This window comes from Nonomuraea sp. NPDC005730 (genome assembly GCF_040630865.1).
Lineage (GTDB): Bacteria > Actinomycetota > Actinomycetes > Streptosporangiales > Streptosporangiaceae > Nonomuraea.
The window spans coordinates 1-19,777 of sequence record NZ_JBEXYK010000050.1 but is presented as its reverse complement, the minus strand read 5'-3'; the positions used below and the strand labels follow the sequence as shown (position 1 = coordinate 19,777).

The following is a 19,777-nucleotide window of genomic DNA, read 5'->3' as shown; positions in this document are numbered from 1 at the left end:
GCCGCCTCGGTCCCGGCCGTCCCCGAGGCGCCCGTCGCCCGGCACGGCATGTTCGGCGCGCACGACTCCGGCGACACCTCCGGCTACGGCGGGCTCGTCGTGCGCCGGGCGCCGCAGATCTCCACACCCCGTCCGTACGGCGGCTACTTCGACGAGCTGGTCGACGCCCTCGCCCTCGACGACGCCATCGAGCGCGTCGTGGTCGACCGCGGCGAGCTGACCCTGCACGTCCGCCGCGAGCGCCTGGTGGAGGTCTGCCAGAAGCTGCGCGACGACCCGACCCTGCGTTTCGAGCTGTCGCTCGGCGTCTCCGGGGTGCACTACCCGCACCTGAAGGGCGAGGAGCTGCGCGCCGTCTACCACCTGTGCTCGATCACCCACAACAGGCGCGTGCGCCTGGAGGTGAGCGCACCGGACGCCGACCCGCACATCCCATCGACCGTGGGCGTTTACCCTGGTCATGACTGGCATGAGCGGGAGACGTACGACTTCTTCGGAATCGTCTTCGACGGCCATCCGTCACTCACCCGGATCATGATGCCGGATGACTGGGACGGTCACCCGCAGCGCAAGGACTACCCGCTCGGCGGCATCCCGGTCGAGTACCGGGGCGCCACCATCCCCTCGCCGGACCAGAGGAGGTCTTACTCATGAGCACCGCTTATGACGAGGCGACAGAGGGCAAGGTCTACTCGGTCACCGGCGGAGACTGGGACGAGGTCGTCGGCGGAGCGCGCGACACCGAGGAAGAGCGCCTGGTCGTCAACATGGGCCCGCAGCACCCGTCCACGCACGGCGTGCTCCGCCTGGTCCTGACGCTCGACGGTGAGACGGTCACCGAGGCGCGCAGCGTCATCGGCTACCTGCACACCGGCATCGAGAAGAACATGGAGTACCGGACGTGGACCCAGGGGACCACGTTCGTGACCCGCATGGACTACCTCTCGCCGATCTTCAACGAGACCGCGTACTGCCTGGGCGTGGAGAGGCTGCTCGGCATCACCGACCGCGTGCCCGAGCGGGCGCAGGCCATCCGCGTGATGATGATGGAGCTCAACCGCATCGCCTCGCACCTGGTCGCGATGGGCACGTTCGGCATGGAGCTGGGCGCGACCACGCCGTTCCTGTTCGGCTACCGCGACCGTGAAATGATCATGGACCTGTTCGAGTACATCACGGGTCTGCGCATGAACCACGCCTACGTCAGGCCGGGCGGCGTCAGCGTCGACCTGCCCGCGGGCGCGGTCGACAAGGTGGGCGAGTTCCTCAAGGAGATGCCCAAGCGGATCAAGGACATCCGCAAGCTCCTCGACGAGAACCCCGTCTACGTGCGCCGTACCAAGGACGTGGGCTACCTCGACCTGACCGGCTGCATGGCGCTCGGCATCACCGGCCCGATCCTGCGCGCCGCCGGGCTGCCCTGGGACCTGCGCAAGTCGCAGCCCTACTCCGGCTACGAGACGTACGAGTTCGAGGTCGCCACCGAGCGCGGCTGCGACGTCTACTCGCGCTACCTCGTGCGCATGCGGGAGATGGAGGAGTCGCTCAAGATCGTCGAGCAGGCTCTCGACCGCATCGCCGGCCCGCTCAAGGGCGACCCGGTGATGATCGAGGACAAGAAGATCGGCTGGCCCGCGCAGCTCGCGCTCGGCCCCGACGGCTTCGGCAACTCGCCCGACCACATCGCGCACATCATGGGCAGCTCGATGGAGGCCCTGATCCACCACTTCAAGCTGGTGACCGAGGGCTTCCGGGTCCCGGCCGGCCAGGCGTACGCGAGCATCGAGTCGCCCAAGGGCGAGCTCGGGGCGCACGTCGTCAGCGACGGCGGCACCCGCCCGTACCGCGTGCACTTCCGCGAGCCTTCCTTCTGCAACCTGCAGGGCTTCCCCGCCATGGCGGAGGGCGGCCAGGTCGCCGACGTGATCGCCGCGGTGGCTTCTATCGACCCCGTCATGGGAGGTGTGGACAGGTGAGCGAGCTTGTCGAGCGCACAATTAGACACAGCACGCAAGTCATGAGCGGGCCGGAGGCACGCTCGTGACTTATTCACCGGAAGTCCGGGAGCGTCTGGAACAGGACGCCAAGGAGATCATCGGCCGCTACCCCAAGACGCGGTCCGCGCTGCTGCCGCTGCTCCACCTCGTGCAGTCGGCCGACGGCTACGTCTCCGACGACGGCAAGGAGTTCTGCGCCGAGATGCTGGGCCTGAGCAAGGCCGAGGTCACCGGCGTGGCCACCTTCTACACGATGTACAAGCGCAAGCCGGCCGGCGACTACCACGTCGGCGTCTGCATCAACGCGCTGTGCGCCGTCATGGGCGGCGACGAGATCTGGGACGAGCTGTCCGAGCACGTCGGCGTCGGCCACGAGGAGACCACCGGCGACGGCAAGATCTCGCTGGAGCGCCTGGAGTGCAACGCGGCCTGCGACTTCGCCCCGGTCATGATGGTCAACTGGGAGTTCTTCGACAACCAGACCCCCGACTCGGCCAAGCAGCTCGTCGACGACCTGCGTGACGGCAAGGACGTGCGGCCGACCCGCGGACCGAAGAAGCTCTGTACCTTCAAGGAGGCCTCGCGCGTGCTCGCGGGCCTGCCCGACGACCAGGCGGGCGACGGCCCGTCGGCCGCCGGCCCCTCGCTGGAGGGCCTGAAGGTGGCCAAGGCCAACGGATGGAAGGCCCCCGAGGCATGAGCACCACACTGACCCCGGTCCTGACCGCCAACTGGGACCAGGCCGACTCCTTCACCCTCGACGGCTACGGCGGTGACTACAAGGCGGCCAAGAAGGCGCTGGGCATGGACCCCGACGCCGTCATCCAGGCGGTCAAGGACTCCGGCCTGCGCGGCCGCGGCGGCGCGGGCTTCCCCACCGGCATGAAGTGGGGATTCATCCCGCAGGGCGACGGCAAGCCCCACTACCTCGTCGTCAACGCCGACGAGTCGGAGCCGGGCACCTGCAAGGACATCCCGCTGATGATGGCCAACCCGCACTCGCTGGTCGAGGGTGTCATCATCACCGCGTTCGCGATCAGGGCCAACTACGCCTTCATCTACGTGCGCGGCGAGGTGCTGCACGTCATCCGCCGGCTGCACGCGGCCGTGCGCGAGGCGTACGAGAAGGGTTTCCTGGGCGAGGACATCTTCGGCTCCGGGTACAACCTGGAACTCGTCGTGCACAGCGGCGCGGGCGCGTACATCTGCGGCGAGGAGACGGCGCTGCTCGACTCGCTGGAGGGCTTCAGAGGTCAACCGCGACTCAAGCCCCCGTTCCCGGCCGTGGCGGGCCTGTACGCCTCGCCGACTGTGGTGAACAACGTCGAGTCGATCGCCAGTGTTCCCTCGATCATCAGCAACGGCGCCGACTGGTTCGCCTCGATGGGCACCGAGAAGTCCAAGGGCTTCGGCATCTTCTCCCTCAGCGGCCACGTCACCAGGCCCGGCCAGTACGAGGCCCCGCTCGGCATCACGCTGCGCGAGCTGCTCGACATGGCCGGCGGCATCCGGGAGGGGCACCAGATCAAGTTCTGGACCCCGGGCGGCTCGTCCACGCCGATCTTCACCGACGAGCACCTCGACGTGCCGCTCGACTTCGAGGCCGTCGGCGCCAAGGGCTCGATGCTCGGCACCCGCGCGCTGCAGATCTTCGACGAGACCACCTGCGTGGTCCGCACGGTGCTGCGCTGGACCGAGTTCTACGCCCACGAGTCCTGCGGCAAGTGCACGCCGTGCCGCGAGGGCACGTACTGGCTCAAGCAGGTGCTCAAGCGCCTGGAGAAGGGCCAGGGCACCGAGGAGGACCTGTCCACGATCACCGACATCGCGGACAACATCCTCGGCCGCTCGTTCTGCGCCCTCGGCGACGGCGCGACCAGCCCGATCCACTCCTCGGTGAAGTACTTCCGCGAGGAGTACCTCAAGCACTTCGAGATCGGCGGCTGCCCGTTCGACCCGAAGAAGTCCACTCTCTGGGGTGAGCAGTGACCGTCGTAGAAACAGAAATCACCCTGGTGACCCTCACCATCGACGGGTTCCAGGTCAGTGTCCCCAAGGGCACCCTGATCATCAGGGCCGCCGAGCTGCTGGGCATTCAGATCCCCCGGTTCTGCGACCACCCGCTGCTCGACCCGGCGGCCAACTGCCGCCAGTGCCTCGTGGACATCCCCGACGCGGGCAACGGCCGCGGCTTCCCCAAGCCGCAGCCGTCCTGTGCGATCGAGGTGGCCGAGGGCATGGTCGTGCAGACCCAGCTCACCTCGCCGGTCGCCGAGAAGGCGCAGCGCGGGGCCATGGAGCTGCTGCTGATGAACCACCCGCTCGACTGCCCGGTCTGCGACAAGGGCGGCGAGTGCCCCCTGCAGAACCAGGCCATGTCGAACGGCCAGGGCGAGTCGCGGTTCCAGGAGCAGAAGCGCACGTTCCCCAAGCCGCTGCCGCTGTCCACGCAGGTGCTGCTCGACCGTGAGCGCTGCGTCCAGTGCGCCCGCTGCATCCGCTTCTCCGACCAGATCGCCGGCGACCCGCTCATCGAGTTCTTCGAGCGCGGCGCCAAGGAGCAGGTCCGGGTCGCCGACGGCAAGCCGTTCAACTCCTACTTCTCCGGCAACACGGTGCAGATCTGCCCGGTCGGCGCGCTCACCGGCGCGGCCTACCGGTTCCGGGCGCGCCCGTTCGACCTGGTGTCCACGCCGAGCGCGTGCGAGCACTGCGCGTCGGGCTGCTCCCTGCGCACCGACCACAGGCGCGGCCGGGTGACCCGCCGCCTGGCGGGCAACGACCCGCAGGTGAACGAGGAGTGGAACTGCGACAAGGGCCGCTGGGCCTTCTCCTACGCCACCCAGCCCGACCGGCTCAAGACGCCTCTGGTGCGCAACGAGGAAGGCGTGCTCGTGCCCGCCTCGTGGCCGGAGGCGCTGGCGGTCGCCGCCGAGGGTCTGGCCGCCGCCCGCGGCAGGGCCGGCGTGCTGGTCGGCGGCCGGGTCACGGTCGAGGACGCCTACGCCTACAGCAAGTTCGCCAGGGTCGCGCTGGGCAGCAACGACATCGACTTCCGCGCCCGTCCGCACTCCGACGAGGAGGCGCAGTTCCTGGCGCACGCGGTCGCCGGCAAGGGCATCGAGATCAGCTACACCGACCTCGAGAAGGCTCCGGCCGTGCTGCTCGTCGGGTTCGAGCCCGAGGAGGAGTCGCCGATCGTCTTCCTGCGCCTGCGCAAGGCGTGGCAGAAGAAGGGCCTGAAGGTCACCGCGATCGCGCCGTTCGCCTCCGCCGGGCTGGCCAAGATGGGCGGCACGCTCATCGCCACCGCCCCGGGCGCCGAGGCCGACGCGATCGGCGACCTGGTCGGCACGCTGGCCGAGGGCACGATCGTGCTGGCCGGCGAGCGGCTGGCCAGCGTGCCGGGCGCGCTGTCGGCCCTCGTCCGCCTCGGCGCCGGCTCCGGCGTCCGGCTGGCCTGGGTGCCGCGCAGGGCCGGTGAGCGCGGCGCGCTCGAAGCCGGCGCGCTGCCCAACCTGCTGCCGATCGGCCGTCCCGTGGACGACGAGGCCGCCAGGGCCGAGGTCGCCAGGGTCTGGAACGTGGGCTCGCTGCCCGCCGTCCCCGGCCGCGACACCGACGGCATCATCGCCGCCGCCCGCGCCGGTGAGATCGACGCGCTGGTCGTGGCCGGCGTCGACCCGCACGACCTGGCAGACCCGGCCGCCGCGCTGGAGGCGCTGGAGAACACGCCGTTCATCGTCAGCCTGGAGATCCGCGCCAGCGCCGTCACCGATCGCGCCGACGTGGTGCTGCCGGTCGCGGCGGTGCAGGAGAAGAGCGGTACGTTCGTCAACTGGGAGGGCAGGGGCCGCTCGTTCGAGGCGCCGCTGCGCGTGCCCGGCATCCAGAGCGACCTGACCGTCATCGGCAACATCGCCGACCGCATGGACGTGCACCTCGGCCTGCCGGACGCCAAGGCCGTCCGGCGCGAGCTGTCCAGCCTCGGCGCCTGGCGCGGGGCCCGCGTCGCCGCGCCGAGCACCGCCACCCGCGCCCAGGCCGCCCCGGCGGCCGGCGAGGCGCTGCTGGCGACCTGGCACCTGCTGCTCGACGAGGGCAGGCTCCAGGACGGCGAGCCGTACCTGGCCGGCACCGCCCGCGCCACCGAGGCGCTGGTGTCGGCGGCCACGGCGGCCGAGATCGGCGTCATCGACGGCGACAAGCTCGTCGTCGGCGGCCCCGGCCCCAACGCGGTCACGCTGCCGGTCCGCGTCGCCGACCTGCCCGACCGGGTGGTCTGGGTGCCGGCGAACTCCGGCGGCTGCTCGGTCACGCGCGACCTGCGCGCGCTGGCCGGCGACATCGTCACGATCGGGAGCGCATCATGACCCACGTTCTCGCGGCCGATCCCACCCTCGCCGACTTCGGCAAGGACCCGCTGTGGATCACCATCATCAAGGCCGTGATGCTGTTCGCCTTCCTGATGCTGGGCATCCTGTTCGGCGTCTGGTACGAGCGCAAGCTGATCTCGCGGATGCAGCACCGCTACGGCCCCAACCGGGCCGGCAAGTTCGGTCTGCTCCAGTCGGTGGCCGACGGCATCAAGATGGGTCTGAAGGAGGACATCTTCCCGCGGACCGTGGACAAGGTGCTCTACCTGCTGGCCCCGGTGATCATGGTCGTGCCGGCGTTCCTGGCCTTCTCGATCGTGCCGTTCGCGCCGATGGTCAACCTGTTCGGCGTCCAGACGCCGCTGCAGCTCGTCGACCTGCCGGTGGCGGTGCTGTTCATGCTGGCCATGGGCGCCATCTCGGTCTACGGCGTGGTGCTGGCCGGCTGGTCGTCGCGCTCGCCGTACGCGCTGCTGGGCGGTCTGCGGTCGGCGGCGCAGGTGGTCTCGTACGAGATCGCGATGGGTCTGTCGTTCGTGGCGATCTTCCTGTTCGCCGGGACGCTGTCCACCTCCGAGATCGTCAAGGCGCAGGGCGAGCAGGGCTGGTTCGTCTTCCTGCTGATCCCGTCGTTCGTGATCTACGTGATCTGCATGTTCGGCGAGGCCGCCCGCATCCCGTTCGACCTGCCCGAGGGCGAGGGCGAGCTGGTCGGCGGCTTCCAGACCGAGTACTCCTCGTCCCTGAAGTTCGCCCTCATCATGATGGGCGAGTACCTGCACACCTTCACCGCCTCGGGCATCGCGGTCACCCTGTTCCTGGGCGGCTGGCGGGCCCCGTGGCCGATCTCCCTGTGGGACGGCGCCAACACGGGCTGGTGGCCGGTGCTGTGGTTCTTCATCAAGTTCGTGCTGACCTTCAGCTTCATCGTGTGGGTGCGTGCCTCGCTGCCGCGCGTGCGCTACGACCAGCTCATGTCCCTGGGCTGGAAGGTGCTGATCCCGGTGAACCTGGCCTGGATCCTGCTCGTCGCCGCGGCTCGCAACGTGGTCGTCAACGAGGGCAACAAGACGGTCGGCATCGTGATCGGCGCGGTCATCGTGGTCGGCGCGCTGGCCATCTGGATGCGGTTCGACACCGTCAACCAGCGGCGCAAGGAGGCGCGCAAGGCCGAGGTGGAGGCCGAGTTCGAGCAACTGTCCGACGAGCCGACGGCCGGCGGCTTCCCTGTGCCGCCGCTCGATCTGCCGCACTACCACGGGGTGCAGCACAAGGAGATTCCCAGTGGGACTAACTGATTGGCTGAACCCCGTCAAGGGCTTCGGGGTCACCTTCCACACGATGTTCAAGAAGCCCGTCACGACCAACTACCCGGAGGTCAAGAAGCCGACGGCTCCTCGCTTCCACGGTCGTCACCAGCTCAACCGCTGGCCGGACGGGCTGGAGAAGTGCGTCGGGTGCGAGCTGTGCGCGTGGGCGTGTCCGGCGGACGCGATCTACGTCGAGGGCGCGGACAACACCGACGAGGAGCGCTTCTCGCCGGGTGAGCGTTACGGGCGCACGTACCAGATCAACTATCTGCGGTGCATCCTGTGCGGTCTGTGCATCGAGGCCTGCCCCACCCGCGCGCTCACCATGACCAACGAGTACGAGCTCGCCGACAGCAGCCGCGAGAGCCTCATCTACACCAAGGAGATGCTCCTCGCGGACCTGACGCCGGGCATGGAGCAGCCGCCCCACCCGATGCGGCTCGGCGAGACCGAAGAGGACTACTACCGGCTGGGACGAACCAATGGGTGAGACCATCACATTCTGGGTTCTCGCCGTCGTGTCCGTCGGCGCGGCGCTCGGCATGGTCTTCAACAGGAAGGCCGTCTACTCAGCGCTGATGCTCGGCACCGTGATGCTCTGCCTCGCGGTGCTCTACGCCGTCCAGGACGCGCCCTTCCTCGCCGCGGTGCAGATCATCGTCTACACCGGCGCCATCATGATGCTGTTCCTGTTCGTCCTCATGCTGGTGGGCGTGGACTCCTCCGACTCCTTCGTGGAGACGCTGAGGGGCCAGCGCTTCTGGGGCGCCCTCGCGGCCCTCGGCTTCGCCGTCCTGATCATCCTGGCGGTGGGCAACGCGATCTTCTCCGGTGAGGCGGGCCTGGCACAGGCCACGGCGCAGGGCGGCTACGTCCGCTCGATCGCGCTGCTGCTGTTCACCAAGTACGTCTTCGCGTTCGAGGTCACCTCGGCCCTGCTGATCACCGCCGCCCTGGGCGCGATGGTCCTGGCGCACCGGGAGAAGTTCACCGAGAAGGCCACGCAGAAGGACCTCTCGCGCGCCCGGTTCCTCGGCGAGCGTCCCTCGCCGCTGCCCGGCCCCGGCACCTACGCCACCAACAACGCCATCGACATGCCGGCGCTGCTGCCCGACGGCTCGGTCGCGGAGTCGTCGGTCAACCGCTACATCGCCCGCTACGACGTCGAGCACGGCCACCTCCCCGAGGACCCGAAGCTCGCCGAGGCCATCAAGCACACGGCCGAGGATGACGCCGAGGAGACGACCAACGAGGTGACCAAGTGACGACCCACTACCTGATCCTGTCGGGTGTGCTGTTCGCGATCGGCGCGCTCGGCGTGCTGATCAGGCGCAACGCGATCGTGGTGTTCATGTGCGTCGAGCTCATGCTCAACGCCTGCAACCTCGCGTTCGTCACCTTCGCCAGGCAGAACGGCAACCTGGAGGGCCAGATCATCGCGTTCTTCGTGATGGTGGTGGCCGCGGCCGAGGTCGTCGTCGGCCTGGCCATCATCGTGACGATCTTCCGAACCCGCAGGTCCGCGTCCGTCGACGACGCCAACCTGCTGAAGTACTAAGAGAGGTGACTGATGCAATCTGAAATCGCTCAGATCACCCCTCACGTCGGCGGTGTGATCGGGAACGCCTGGCTGATGATCGCCCTTCCGCTCGTGGGGGCGTTCATCCTGCTGGCGTTCAACAAGTTCACCAACCGCTGGGGCCACCTGCTGGGCGTGGTCATGTCGCTGGCCTCGTTCGTGGTGGCGGTGCTCGCGTTCTTCGAGCTGATCGGGCTCGGGGAGGAGGAGCGCCGCCGGGCGGTGCACCTGTACGAGTTCATCCCCGGCATGGTCGACATGGGCCTGCTCATCGACCCGCTGTCGATCTGCTTCGCGCTGCTCATCACGGGTGTCGGATCGCTGATCCACATCTACTCGATCGGCTACATGTCGCACGACGAGCACCGGCGCAGGTTCTTCGCGTACCTGAACCTGTTCGTCGCCGCGATGCTCCTGCTGGTGCTGGCCGACAACTACGTGGGCCTGTTCATCGGCTGGGAGGGCGTGGGTCTGGCCTCGTACCTGCTGATCGGGTTCTGGCAGTTCAAGCCCTCGGCGGCGGTCGCGGCGAAGAAGGCGTTCGTCGTCAACCGCGTCGGTGACTTCGGTCTGCTGGTCGGCATGTTCATCATCTGGACGTCGTTCGGCACCCTGGCCTTCAAGGACCTCGGCGCGAAGATCGGCGCCGGTGGCGCCTCCGACGGCACCATGCTCGCCATCGGCCTGCTGCTGCTCCTCGGCGCGTGCGGCAAGTCGGCGCAGCTCCCGCTGCAGTCCTGGCTCCTCGACGCCATGGAGGGCCCGACCCCGGTCTCGGCCCTGATCCACGCGGCGACCATGGTCACCGCGGGCGTCTACCTGGTCGTCCGCTCGGGCGCGTTCTTCTTCCCCGAGGGCTCGGGCGCGGCGCTCGCCGTCGCCATCGTCGGCGCGGCCACGCTGCTCGCCGGTGCGATCATCGGTTGTGCGAAGGACGACATCAAGAAGGGCCTGGCCGGCTCGACGATGTCGCAGATCGGCTACATGATGCTCGGCGCGGGCCTCGGCCCCGCGGGGTACGCCTTCGCGATCGGCCACCTGATCACCCACGGCTTCTTCAAGGCCGACATGTTCCTCGGCGCCGGATCGGTCATGCACGGCATGAACGACGAGGTCAACATGAGGAAGTACGGCGGCCTGCGCAAGCTCATGCCGATCACGTTCGTCACGTTCTTCATCGGCTACCTGGCGATCATCGGGTTCCCGCTGCTGTCCGGCTACTTCACCAAGGACGGCATCATCGAGACCGCGGTCCACCACCAGCCGATCCTGGGCTGGCTGGCCGTCCTCGGCGCGGGCATCACCGGCTTCTACATGTCGCGGATGGTCTTCATGACCTTCTTCGGCCAGAAGCGCTGGGCCGACGACGCCCACCCGCACGAGTCGCCGCTCGTCATGACGGTGCCGCTGATGATCCTCTCGCTGGGCGCGCTCGGTCTGGGCGCCTACCTGGTGCTGGGCGGCAGGCTGTACGACTTCCTGCGGCCCGCCGTGGGCGGCGAGGCGGAGGCGCCGAGCTTCCAGTTCGCCAGCACGCCCGGCCTGGCCACCCTCGCGCTCGTCGCCGTCGGTGTGGTCTTCGCCTGGATGAGGTACGGCCGGGCAGAGGTGCCCTCGGTGCAGCCGCGCGGCTCCTTCCTCACCACGTTCGCCCGCCGTGACCTGTACGGCGACGCCCTCAACGAGTCCCTGTTCATGCGTCCCGGCCAGTGGCTGACCCGCATCGCGGTGTTCTTCGACAACCGCGGCGTCGACGGGCTGGTCAACGGTCTGGCGGCAGGCATCGGCGGGAGCTCGGGTCGCCTGCGCAGGCTCCAGACGGGCTTCGCGCGAACGTACGCGCTGTCCATCCTGATCGGTGCCGCCCTGCTGACCGGCGCCCTGCTCCTCGTTGGGAACATCTGATGTCACCCTGGCTCCCGATAATCATGGCGGTGCCCGTTGTGGGCGCCATCGTGGTGGCCCTGCTTCCCAAGGGCGGCGACAAGCTGGCCAAGCAGGTCACGCTGGCGGTCTCGCTGCTGACGATGGTGCTGACGGGCGTCATGGCCGCCGGGTTCAAGCCCGGTGGCGAGCGCTTCCAGTTCAAGGCGGAGTACGACTGGATCCCGAGCTTCGGCGTGAAGTTCGGGGTCGGCGTCGACGGCGTCGCCCTGGTGCTGATCGCCCTGTCGGTCGTGCTGGTGCCGATCGTCGTCCTGGCCTCCTGGCACGACGCCGACGGCGTCAGGACCGCGGACGGCACGCTGATCACGCCCAAGCGGTCGGTCAAGACGTACTTCTCGCTGCTGCTCGTCCTGGAGACGATGATGATCGGCGTCTTCGCGGCGACCGACGTCTTCCTCTTCTACGTGTTCTTCGAAGCCATGCTGATCCCGATGTACTTCATGATCGGGTCGTACGGCGGTGCCCAGCGGTCGTACGCGGCCGTCAAGTTCCTGCTGTACTCGCTCTTCGGCGGCCTGCTCATGCTGGTCGCGGTCATCGGCCTGTACGTGCTGGCGAACAAGGGCACGTTCATGTTCGAGCCGCTCGTCGGGGCCATCCAGGACCCGACGACGCAGAAGTGGCTGTTCGGCGGCTTCTTCATCGCCTTCGCCATCAAGGCACCGCTCTGGCCGGTGCACACCTGGCTGCCCGACGCGGCCGCCCAGGCCCCGGCCGGCGCCGCCGTGCTGCTCGTGGGCGTGCTCGACAAGGTCGGCACGTTCGGCATGCTCCGCTTCTGCCTGGAGCTGTTCCCCGACGCGGCCAAGGCGTTCACGATGCCGATCGTCGTCCTGGCGGTCATCAGCATCATCTACGGCGCGATCGTGGCCATCGGCCAGACCGACATGAAGCGGCTCATCGCCTACACGTCGATCTCGCACTTCGGCTTCATCGTGCTCGGCGTCTTCGCCATGTCGTCGGTCGCCCAGTCCGGCGCGGCCCTCTACATGGTCAACCACGGCTTCGCCACGGGCGCGCTGTTCCTCGCCGCCGGGTTCCTCATCGCCCGGCGCGGCTCGCCGTTCATCGCCGACTACGGCGGTGTCCAGAAGGTCGCCCCGGTGCTCGCCGGCTTCTTCCTGGTCGCCGGTCTGGCCGGTCTCTCGCTGCCCGGACTGTCGTCCTTCGTCAGCGAGTTCATGGTGATGATCGGCACGTACTCCAGCCAGGCGCACGGCTCCGGCGCGCTGACGGTGGCCGCGATCATCTCCGCGGTGGCCGTCATCCTGGCCGCCGTCTACATCCTGTGGATGGTCCAGCGCACGCTGAACGGCCCGACCGCCGAGCCGGTCAAGGCGTTCAAGGACCTCAACGCCCGGGAGATCTGGGTGCTGGCGCCGCTGGTCGCGCTGATCATCGGGTTCGGCTTCTTCCCCAAGCCGCTGCTCGACGTGATCAACCCGTCCGTGCAGCAGACGCTGACCAACGTGCACGTACCCACTGCCACCATCGCTGAGAAGGGGACAGGTCAGTGAACGACGTCATCCAAGCGCCGACGATCGAGTACGGCACGCTGGCGCCGTTGCTGATCGTCTTCGGCGCTGCCTGCATCGGCGTGCTCGTCGAGGCGTTCGCGCCACGCTACCTGCGCAAGTCCATCCACGTCCCGCTCACGCTGCTCAGCCTGATCGGCGCGTTCGCGCTGGTCATCCTGCAGGTCATGCGCGGTGTGCCGACGCAGGCCGCCGCCATGGGCGCGGTCGCGGTGGACGGTCCCGCGCTGTTCATCTGGGGCGTGATCATCGTCCTGTCGTTCGTGACGGTGCTGCTGATCAACGACGAGGGCCACTTCGTGGCCTCGGCGGCGGCAGTGCCGGGCAGCGCGGACGAGGAGGAGGCCGAGGCGGCCGACAACGGCGCCGGGCAGACCGAGGTCTACCCGCTGGTGCTGTTCGCGGTCGGTGGCATGCTGCTCTTCCCGGCCTCGCACGACCTGCTGACGATGTTCGTGGCCCTTGAGGTCATGTCGCTGCCGCTGTACCTGCTGTGCGGCCTGGCCCGCCGGCGCCGCCTGCTGTCGCAGGAGGCGTCGATGAAGTACTTCCTGCTCGGCGCGTTCTCCTCGGCGTTCTTCCTGTACGGCACCGCCATGATCTACGGCTACGCGGGCACCGTCTCGCTGCCCGGGATCAACGCCGCCCTGGCCAAGGGCGCGCTGCTCGACCCGCTGCTCATGGCCGGGCTCGCGCTGCTCGGCGTCGGCCTGCTGTTCAAGATCGGCGCCGCGCCCTTCCAGGCGTGGAAGCCGGACGTCTACCAGGGCGCCCCGACCCCCATCACCGCACTCATGGCCTCCGGCACGCTCGTCGCGGCCGTCGGCGCCCTGCTGCGGGTGTTCTGGGTCGGTCTGGGCAACCTCGACTGGAACTGGCGGCCGGTCATCTGGGCCGTCGCGGCCCTGACGATGATCGTCGGCTCGATCCTGGCGATCACGCAGACCGACATCAAGCGCATGCTGGCCTACTCCTCCATCGCGCACGCGGGCTTCCTGCTCGTCGGCGTGATGGCGACGTTCGGCTCGGCCGGGCAGAACGCCCAGTCGCTCAAGTCGATCCTGTTCTACCTGGCGGTCTACGGCATCACCACGGTCGGCGCGTTCGCGGTGGTCACGCTGGTGCGCGACCCCGGCGGCGAGGCGGGACACCTGTCGCGCTGGGCCGGGCTCGGCAAGCGTTCGCCGGTGCTCGCCGGGGTGTTCGCCTTCTTCCTGCTCGCCTTCGCCGGAATCCCGCTGACCAGCGGCTTCTTCGGCAAGTACGCCGTGTTCGCGGCCGCGCTGAACAGCGGCACGCAGCCCGGCGACTCGATGGGCGGCTGGATGGCCGGCCTGGTCGTGGTGGGCGTGGTGGCCTCGGCCATCGCCGCGTTCTTCTACGTCCGGGTGATCGTGCTGATGTTCTTCAGCGAGCCCGCGGCCGACGGCCCGGCGATCTCGGTGCCCAGTATGGGGACCGTGGCCGTCATCGCCGTTTCCCTGCTGGTTACCGTAGGAGTGGGGCTCTACCCGGAGACCCTCCTCGGTGTCGCCAACGACGCCGCTTCGGCTCTGTTCATTAGATAAGGGGATCTCGTATGTCTGCGCCGCCCGTGGTTGACCTTCCCATCGAGGACGAACGGTTGGCGCAGGACGTGGCCACCGGATTGGCCGCGGTCGAGAAGCTCCTGCGCTCGTCGGTGGAGAGCGAGGACGCCTTCGTCACGGAGGCGTCCAAGCACCTCATCGAGGCGGGCGGCAAGCGGTTCCGTACGCTGATGGTGCTGCTCGCGGCCCAGTTCGGCGATCCGTCCGCGCCGGGTGTCGTGCCCGGCGCGGTGGTCATCGAACTGACCCACCTGGGCTCGCTCTACCACGACGACGTCATGGACGAGGCCCCGGTGCGCCGGGGCTCGCCCTCGGCCAACGCCCGGTGGGACAACACCGTGGCGATCCTCACCGGCGACTACCTGTTCGCCCAGGCCTCGGACCTCCTGGCCGACCTCGGCCCCGAGCTGATCCGCATCCAGGCCCAGACGTTCTCCCGCCTCGTCCAGGGGCAGATCCGCGAGACGATCGGCCCGCGCGACGGTGAGGACCCCGTCGGCCACTACCTGAGCGTCCTGGCCGACAAGACTGGCTCCCTCATCGCCGCCTCCGGCCGGTTCGGCGCGCTGCTGTCCGGCGCCCCCGCCGACGTCGAGGAGCGGCTGAGCCGCGCCTGCGAGGCCGTGGGCGTGGCCTGGCAGCTCGGCGACGACCTGCTCGACGTGGCCTCCTCGGGCGTCCAGTCGGGCAAGACCCCCGGCACCGACCTGCGCGAGGGCGTCCGGACCCTACCGGTCCTTTACGCGCTCAACAGCGGCGAGCAGTCGCGGCTGACCGAGCTGCTGTCGGGCCCGGTGCCGGAGGAGCACGTGGAGGAGGCGCTCACCCTGCTGCGGGCCCACCCGGCCATGGAGCGGGCCCGCGCCGAGCTGGCCGCGTGGGTCGACCGGGCCCGCGTCGACCTCTCCGCCCTGCCCGACATCCCGGCCAGGGCGGCGTTCCTAGCTCTCTGCGACTACGTGGTCGAGCGTTCGGGCTGACCGCCTGACCCGGGCGGCGGCCCGCGCCGCCCGGAGGCTGTCGTAGGTGAAGATGGCCAGGGCCAGCCACACGATCGAGAACCCGATCCACCGGCTGGGCGGCATGACCTCGCCGGCGATCGTCACCCCCACGACGAACTGCAGGATCGGCGCGATGTACTGCAGCACCCCGACGGTGCTCAGCGGCACCCGGATCGCCGCCGCGCCGAAGAAGATCAGTGGCACGGCCGTGATGATCCCGGCCCCCACCAGCAGCAGCGCGTGCCCGATGCCCTCCTGCCCGAACGTGGCCTGCCCAGCGAACTCCAGGTAGATCAGGTACCCCAGGGCCGGCAGCAGCAGCACCAGCGTCTCGACGGCCAGGCTCTCGGTGGCGGCCACGTTCGCCTGCTTCTTGGCCAGCCCGTACACGCCGAAGCTGACGGCGAGCGTGAGCGCGATCCAGGGAAGCCGGCCGTAGTCCAGGGTCAGCACGACCACCGCCAGCGCCGCGAACCCGACCGCCGTCCACTGCAGCGGACGCAGCCGCTCCCGCAGCACCAGCACCCCGAACAGCACGCTGACCAGCGGGTTGATGAAGTACCCGAGGGCGCTCTCGACCACGTGGCCGGTGTTGACCGCGTAGATGTAGGTGCCCCAGTTGACGGTGATGACGATGGCGGCGATCGTCAGCAGGACGAGCTTGCGCGGCTGCCGGGCCAGCTCCCGGAACCAGCCCCAGTGCCGGCGCACGGCCAGCACGACGGCGACGGCGACCAGCGACCAGACCATCCGATGAGCCAGGATCTCCACGGCTCCGGACGGTTTGAGCAGCGGCCAGTACAGGGGGAACAGCCCCCACATGGTGTAGGCGGCGATCCCGAACAGTACACCGCGCCGAAGGTCAGGCATGTAACACATTTTCGGGCCTTACCAGCTTAAATACAAATGTGTGTCACTATACGGGAATGTTTAGGCATCCTTAACTGTTCGGCGTTGTGTACGCGCAATCCCGCCACCCACGCCACGCCGCCGCCCGCGGCGCTTGCGTAGGGTGGAGACACCTGATGGAGGTGGCACGATGGGCTGGCTGTTCGGCGGCAACAAGACATCGATGGTCCGTCCCGAGGACGCTCTGCCGGGCCGCTCGGAGGCGATGCCCGTGCCCGCGCGGCACGCGGTCCTCGACGCCCCGCTCGCCCCGCCGTACCCCTCGGGGCTGGAGGTGGCCGACTTCGGCCTGGGCTGCTTCTGGGGGGCCGAGCGCAAGTTCTGGCAGACGCCAGGGGTGGTGACGACCGCCGTCGGGTACCAGGGCGGCTACACCCCCAACCCGACGTACGAGGAGGTCTGCAGCGGCCTCACCGGGCACACCGAGGCCGTCCGGGTGGTGTTCGACCCGGCCCAGGTGTCGTACGAGGAGCTCCTGAAGGTCTTCTGGGAGGCCCACGACCCGACCCAGGGCATGCGCCAGGGCAACGACGCCGGCACCCAGTACCGGTCGGCGATCTACTACCACTCGCCGGAGCAGGAGAAGGCGGCGGAGACGTCCCGCGCCGCCTACCAGCAGGTCCTCACCCAGGCCGGCTACGGCACCATAACCACCGAAATAGCCCAAGCCAAGCCTTTCTACTACGCCGAGGACTATCACCAGCAGTACCTCCACCGCAACAAAAACGGCTACTGCGGCATCGGCGGAACAGGCGTGGCCTGTCCGGTGGGCCTGACGTCCGGCGAGGCGTAGACCTGCAGAGATAGCTAGATCCTGGCCCGTGGTCGCCCGGTACGTCCGGCGTCGATCACGGGCCAGAACCGTCTGTCAGAACCGTCTTCGGCGACAACCTTCCTTACAGGTTCAAGGGCTCGCTGCGCTCGCCACGGGGCCGCCGGCCCGCTCAGCGGTCTGGCGGGCTTGCGCGTGCGGCCTGGGGGCCGTTCGCGTCCGCCACCGCACGCGGGCCGGCGGCCCCGACGATGAGCTTCAAGTCTCTGCCGCCCCGCTTCCGGTGCTCGGGCCTGGAGGCCCTGCGCCCCGGGGCGGGTTGTCATCGATCTACCTGGGTTGCTCCCTGTGGTGAAGGCTGGCGTATTGAGGGGCCGTTTCAGACGCTTCGAAGGGGCCTTTGCTCCCTCCTCCCCTTTCTGGTCTCCGCCTGCAGATTCGCAGCCAGTTCACCCAACGTCGCCCCGCAACGGACGTTGGACAGTCCGCTTGCACAGGACACGGGCTGCTTTCGAATGGCCACCCAGCCTGCGGCCATGTCCTGAACCTGCCATGCCGGGTACTGGGCGATCAGCTTCGCCAAGGTCATGGGCACGGGTGCGCTCCGGCGAGCGGCGTACAGATCGGCTGGGACTCCCGTAGTTGGGCGTAGCGGAGAGCGACTCGGTGAGCGGCCCGAGCGGGTTCGGTGGAGGGGTGCCATGCGTATATGGCTCGCTGTCGTCTCGCATCCCATGCCGATCGCCACCAGTAGCGCCCGCCGTGACACCAGACGACCAGTCCGACCCAGACGGACACCAGCGCCAGGCCGTAGCCGTCGTGCACGTTTGCGGAGACTCCCCGGGCGGCGAGGGCGTTGGCCAGGGCAGCGGCGGCGTGGGTCTCCGGTGCGAGCGAAGGGCGGCTCACAACGCATCCTCTGCTGTCTCCTGCTCCTTCAGTTGCTCGGCGAGATGGACGATGTCGTCCGCGTCGATCGTCTGGGACAGGCCGTGATCTACTTCGCGCGGGGACAGGCGACGACCGTTCCGGGTGGCCCAGAGACGGCCCGCAGAGCTACGCCAAATACACCAACCGGGAAATGCCGCTTGGAGGTCTTCGAGAATCACCGGAGTGGACATGCGATCAGCGTGCTTACCTGAGCGTGACAAACCCACCGCGTTATCAAGACGTCCAGGACGTTACAGCGTTACGCTCCGAACGTCCCTGACGTCCTCCCAGTTCGAGGTGTGCCGTGGCCAACGTTCCCCTACGCAGCGCCATGCTGAACGCCCAGGTCACGAACCAGCATTTGGCCGACCGCTGTGGCGTGGACGTCAAGACGGTGGAACGCTGGCTGCAGGACGAAACCCGCGTTCCGCACATGCGGCACCAATGGGCGGCCGCAGAGGCACTAGGAGTTGAGACAGCCGTGCTATGGCCGGATGCAATTCGCAATACGGTGAAAACTGGGCCGGATAAGGAAGTCTTGACCGTCTATCCGTATCGCTCCGCATGTCCGAAATCAATCTGGCGCAATCTCATCAGCTCGGCGCGCAACGAGATCGTGTTCGCCGGTTACACCAACTACTTCCTGTGGCTGGAACACCCCAATCTCGCGAAGGTGCTCAAGCGGAAGGCGCAGCAGGGGTGCAAGATTCGGTTCCTCGTCGGCGATCCGGAGAGTGAGGTGACGCGCCACCGCGAGGACGTGGAGAACGTTCCGCTGACCGTCTCCACGCGCATCCGGATCACTCTGTCGGAGATCGAGCAGCTACGTGACGTTGCCGGTGTCGAGGCCCGGTTCGGTGACGAGCACATCGCCATGAGCGTGTTCCGGTTCGACTCGGAAATGCTCGTCACGCCCCACTTGGCGAAGCTCGTCGGTCACGACTCGCCCATGTTGCACTTGCGGCGGTTTCAGGACGACGGCCTGTTCGATCGGTTTGCCTACCATGCCTCTGAGCTGTGGGGCAACGGCCGAGACGTGTGGCAGCAGCCCCAGCCCGCAGGCCCGACCCCGGGTGACTGACTGAGCGGCAACCGGCCCGGACGATCTCTCTAGGTTTAGAGGCACGGGCCCTATCGCTTCTCGTCTGCTTGTTGTCGGGCGATCCTGCGAGCGGTGGCGATCCGTAGCCGGGCTACCTCGGCCCAGAAAACCTCTCCGTGGCGGTGGCCGCTTCCGGCATAGTGCCATTCGCCTACCGTCACGGTCTTCTCTGGATCGGGAGGCGGAGTGCCCGTGATCAGCCGGGCTTGCTCGGCGCGGAAGTCGGCGCGTGCCTGTCGAATGTCCCCGAGTCTGATCGAGTAGTGGCGGGACTTGGTGGAGAAGTGTCCCCGGCGGGCGTGCTCGGTAAGTTCTACCACCAGCAATACCTTTTCAAAGTGTCCAATGGGTACTGCGGAATCGGCGGTACTGGGGTCTCCTGCCCGGTCGGACTGACGTCCGGCAACGCGTAGGGTCGCGAGGCCGTCCACCGGAGTCCCGAGGCCGTTCGCGTTGTCTTCTTGTCCGCTGGTGTAGCCATGGGTAGTTGCGGTATCGACGGCTGTCCGAGCCCGGGACGGCCGAGCATACGATGCGGCTCGTCTCGCCTTCGAGCTCGGTCGGGCAGTACGACGGATGCGGGCGTGTCCATGATCCTTGTGATGGCCGTCTTCGACCGTGTGCGCCCGTTAGCCGCTAGTGGCCCGTCACGCAACGTTGACCGGGTAACTGGTCCAGCTTCGGATGGGTGAGCTGGCGGCGAAGCTGGTCTTCGGTTGCGCGCGGGCGT

17 protein-coding genes and 2 pseudogenes are annotated in these 19,777 nt (G+C 68.4%); 16 read left to right on the top strand and 3 right to left on the bottom strand.

Annotated features, from left to right (window positions below; genetic code table 11):
• The first annotated feature begins 48 nt into the window (after positions 1-48).
• From ABZ444_RS37675 to ABZ444_RS37615, 13 genes and pseudogenes are all read left to right on the top strand, one after another.
• A complete protein-coding gene (locus ABZ444_RS37675; RefSeq protein WP_358007988.1) occupies positions 49-654 on the top strand; it encodes an NADH-quinone oxidoreductase subunit C in 606 nt (201 codons plus the stop codon).
• On the top strand, positions 651-1,976 hold the full coding sequence (locus ABZ444_RS37670; RefSeq protein ID WP_358007845.1) for an NADH-quinone oxidoreductase subunit D: 1,326 nt from the start codon (positions 651-653) through the stop codon (positions 1,974-1,976). Before ABZ444_RS37675 ends, ABZ444_RS37670 begins: the two co-directional genes overlap by 4 nt.
• Before the next feature lie 25 nt (positions 1,977-2,001).
• Positions 2,002-2,697, top strand: a pseudogene (nuoE, locus tag ABZ444_RS37665) (NADH-quinone oxidoreductase subunit NuoE); the annotation flags it as partial.
• Positions 2,694-3,986 (top strand): NADH-quinone oxidoreductase subunit NuoF, encoded by a 1,293-nt coding sequence (gene nuoF, locus ABZ444_RS37660; RefSeq protein WP_352322509.1) that lies wholly within the window; start codon positions 2,694-2,696, stop codon positions 3,984-3,986. The pseudogene nuoE and the gene nuoF, both read left to right, overlap by 4 nt.
• The gene (locus tag ABZ444_RS37655; RefSeq protein ID WP_358007842.1) at positions 3,983-6,370 is read left to right on the top strand and encodes an NADH-quinone oxidoreductase subunit G; all 2,388 of its coding nucleotides are present in this window, start codon (positions 3,983-3,985) and stop codon (positions 6,368-6,370) included. The genes nuoF and ABZ444_RS37655 overlap by 4 nt, the downstream gene beginning before the upstream one ends.
• Positions 6,367-7,671, top strand: a complete 1,305-nt coding sequence (gene nuoH, locus ABZ444_RS37650) for an NADH-quinone oxidoreductase subunit NuoH (RefSeq protein ID WP_352322507.1) — start codon at positions 6,367-6,369, stop codon at positions 7,669-7,671. Before ABZ444_RS37655 ends, nuoH begins: the two co-directional genes overlap by 4 nt.
• Positions 7,658-8,173: an NADH-quinone oxidoreductase subunit NuoI gene (gene nuoI, locus ABZ444_RS37645; RefSeq protein ID WP_352357245.1), complete on the top strand. Its 516-nt coding sequence runs from the start codon at positions 7,658-7,660 to the stop codon at positions 8,171-8,173. Before nuoH ends, nuoI begins: the two co-directional genes overlap by 14 nt.
• Positions 8,166-8,948 carry an NADH-quinone oxidoreductase subunit J gene (locus ABZ444_RS37640; RefSeq protein ID WP_357966355.1) on the top strand — a complete coding sequence of 261 codons (783 nt, stop codon included), beginning with the start codon at positions 8,166-8,168 and terminating at the stop codon, positions 8,946-8,948. The genes nuoI and ABZ444_RS37640 overlap by 8 nt, the downstream gene beginning before the upstream one ends.
• On the top strand, positions 8,945-9,241 hold the full coding sequence (nuoK, locus tag ABZ444_RS37635) for an NADH-quinone oxidoreductase subunit NuoK (protein WP_352322504.1): 297 nt from the start codon (positions 8,945-8,947) through the stop codon (positions 9,239-9,241). The genes ABZ444_RS37640 and nuoK overlap by 4 nt, the downstream gene beginning before the upstream one ends.
• Before the next feature lie 12 nt (positions 9,242-9,253).
• A complete protein-coding gene (gene nuoL / locus ABZ444_RS37630; protein ID WP_358007839.1) occupies positions 9,254-11,167 on the top strand; it encodes an NADH-quinone oxidoreductase subunit L in 1,914 nt (637 codons plus the stop codon).
• Positions 11,167-12,726, top strand: coding sequence for an NADH-quinone oxidoreductase subunit M (locus ABZ444_RS37625; RefSeq protein WP_358007836.1), 1,560 nt, complete (start codon positions 11,167-11,169; stop codon positions 12,724-12,726). The genes nuoL and ABZ444_RS37625 overlap by 1 nt, the downstream gene beginning before the upstream one ends.
• Complete coding sequence (nuoN, locus tag ABZ444_RS37620) at positions 12,723-14,312, top strand: NADH-quinone oxidoreductase subunit NuoN (RefSeq protein ID WP_358007833.1); 1,590 nt, start codon at positions 12,723-12,725, stop codon at positions 14,310-14,312. The genes ABZ444_RS37625 and nuoN overlap by 4 nt, the downstream gene beginning before the upstream one ends.
• Before the next feature lie 11 nt (positions 14,313-14,323).
• Positions 14,324-15,313 carry a polyprenyl synthetase family protein gene (locus ABZ444_RS37615; RefSeq protein WP_358007830.1) on the top strand — a complete coding sequence of 330 codons (990 nt, stop codon included), beginning with the start codon at positions 14,324-14,326 and terminating at the stop codon, positions 15,311-15,313.
• On the opposite strand, the gene rarD is transcribed toward ABZ444_RS37615, so the two are convergent.
• A complete protein-coding gene (gene rarD, locus ABZ444_RS37610) occupies positions 15,275-16,204 on the bottom strand; it encodes an EamA family transporter RarD (protein WP_358007827.1) in 930 nt (309 codons plus the stop codon). The genes ABZ444_RS37615 and rarD overlap by 39 nt on opposite strands.
• A 169-nt stretch (positions 16,205-16,373) precedes the next feature.
• Between rarD and msrA the strand changes: the two genes are divergently transcribed.
• Positions 16,374-17,036 (top strand): peptide-methionine (S)-S-oxide reductase MsrA, encoded by a 663-nt coding sequence (gene msrA / locus ABZ444_RS37605; RefSeq protein ID WP_358007824.1) that lies wholly within the window; start codon positions 16,374-16,376, stop codon positions 17,034-17,036.
• 884 nt (positions 17,037-17,920) lie between these two features.
• On the opposite strand, the gene ABZ444_RS37600 is transcribed toward msrA, so the two are convergent.
• A complete protein-coding gene (locus ABZ444_RS37600) occupies positions 17,921-18,136 on the bottom strand; it encodes a hypothetical protein (protein ID WP_358007821.1) in 216 nt (71 codons plus the stop codon).
• Between the two features lie 113 nt (positions 18,137-18,249).
• On the opposite strand from ABZ444_RS37600, the gene ABZ444_RS37595 reads away from it, so the two are divergent.
• A complete protein-coding gene (locus tag ABZ444_RS37595) occupies positions 18,250-19,026 on the top strand; it encodes a hypothetical protein (protein WP_358007818.1) in 777 nt (258 codons plus the stop codon).
• A gap of 50 nt (positions 19,027-19,076) precedes the next feature.
• On the opposite strand, the gene ABZ444_RS37590 is transcribed toward ABZ444_RS37595, so the two are convergent.
• Positions 19,077-19,367, bottom strand: coding sequence for a replication initiator (locus ABZ444_RS37590; protein ID WP_358007815.1), 291 nt, complete (start codon positions 19,365-19,367; stop codon positions 19,077-19,079).
• Here ABZ444_RS37590 and ABZ444_RS37585 point away from each other — a divergent pair.
• Positions 19,356-19,460 (top strand): annotated as a pseudogene (locus ABZ444_RS37585) (peptide-methionine (S)-S-oxide reductase); the annotation flags it as partial. The gene ABZ444_RS37590 and the pseudogene ABZ444_RS37585 sit on opposite strands and share 12 nt — an antisense overlap.
• Positions 19,461-19,777: the final 317 nt, after the last annotated feature.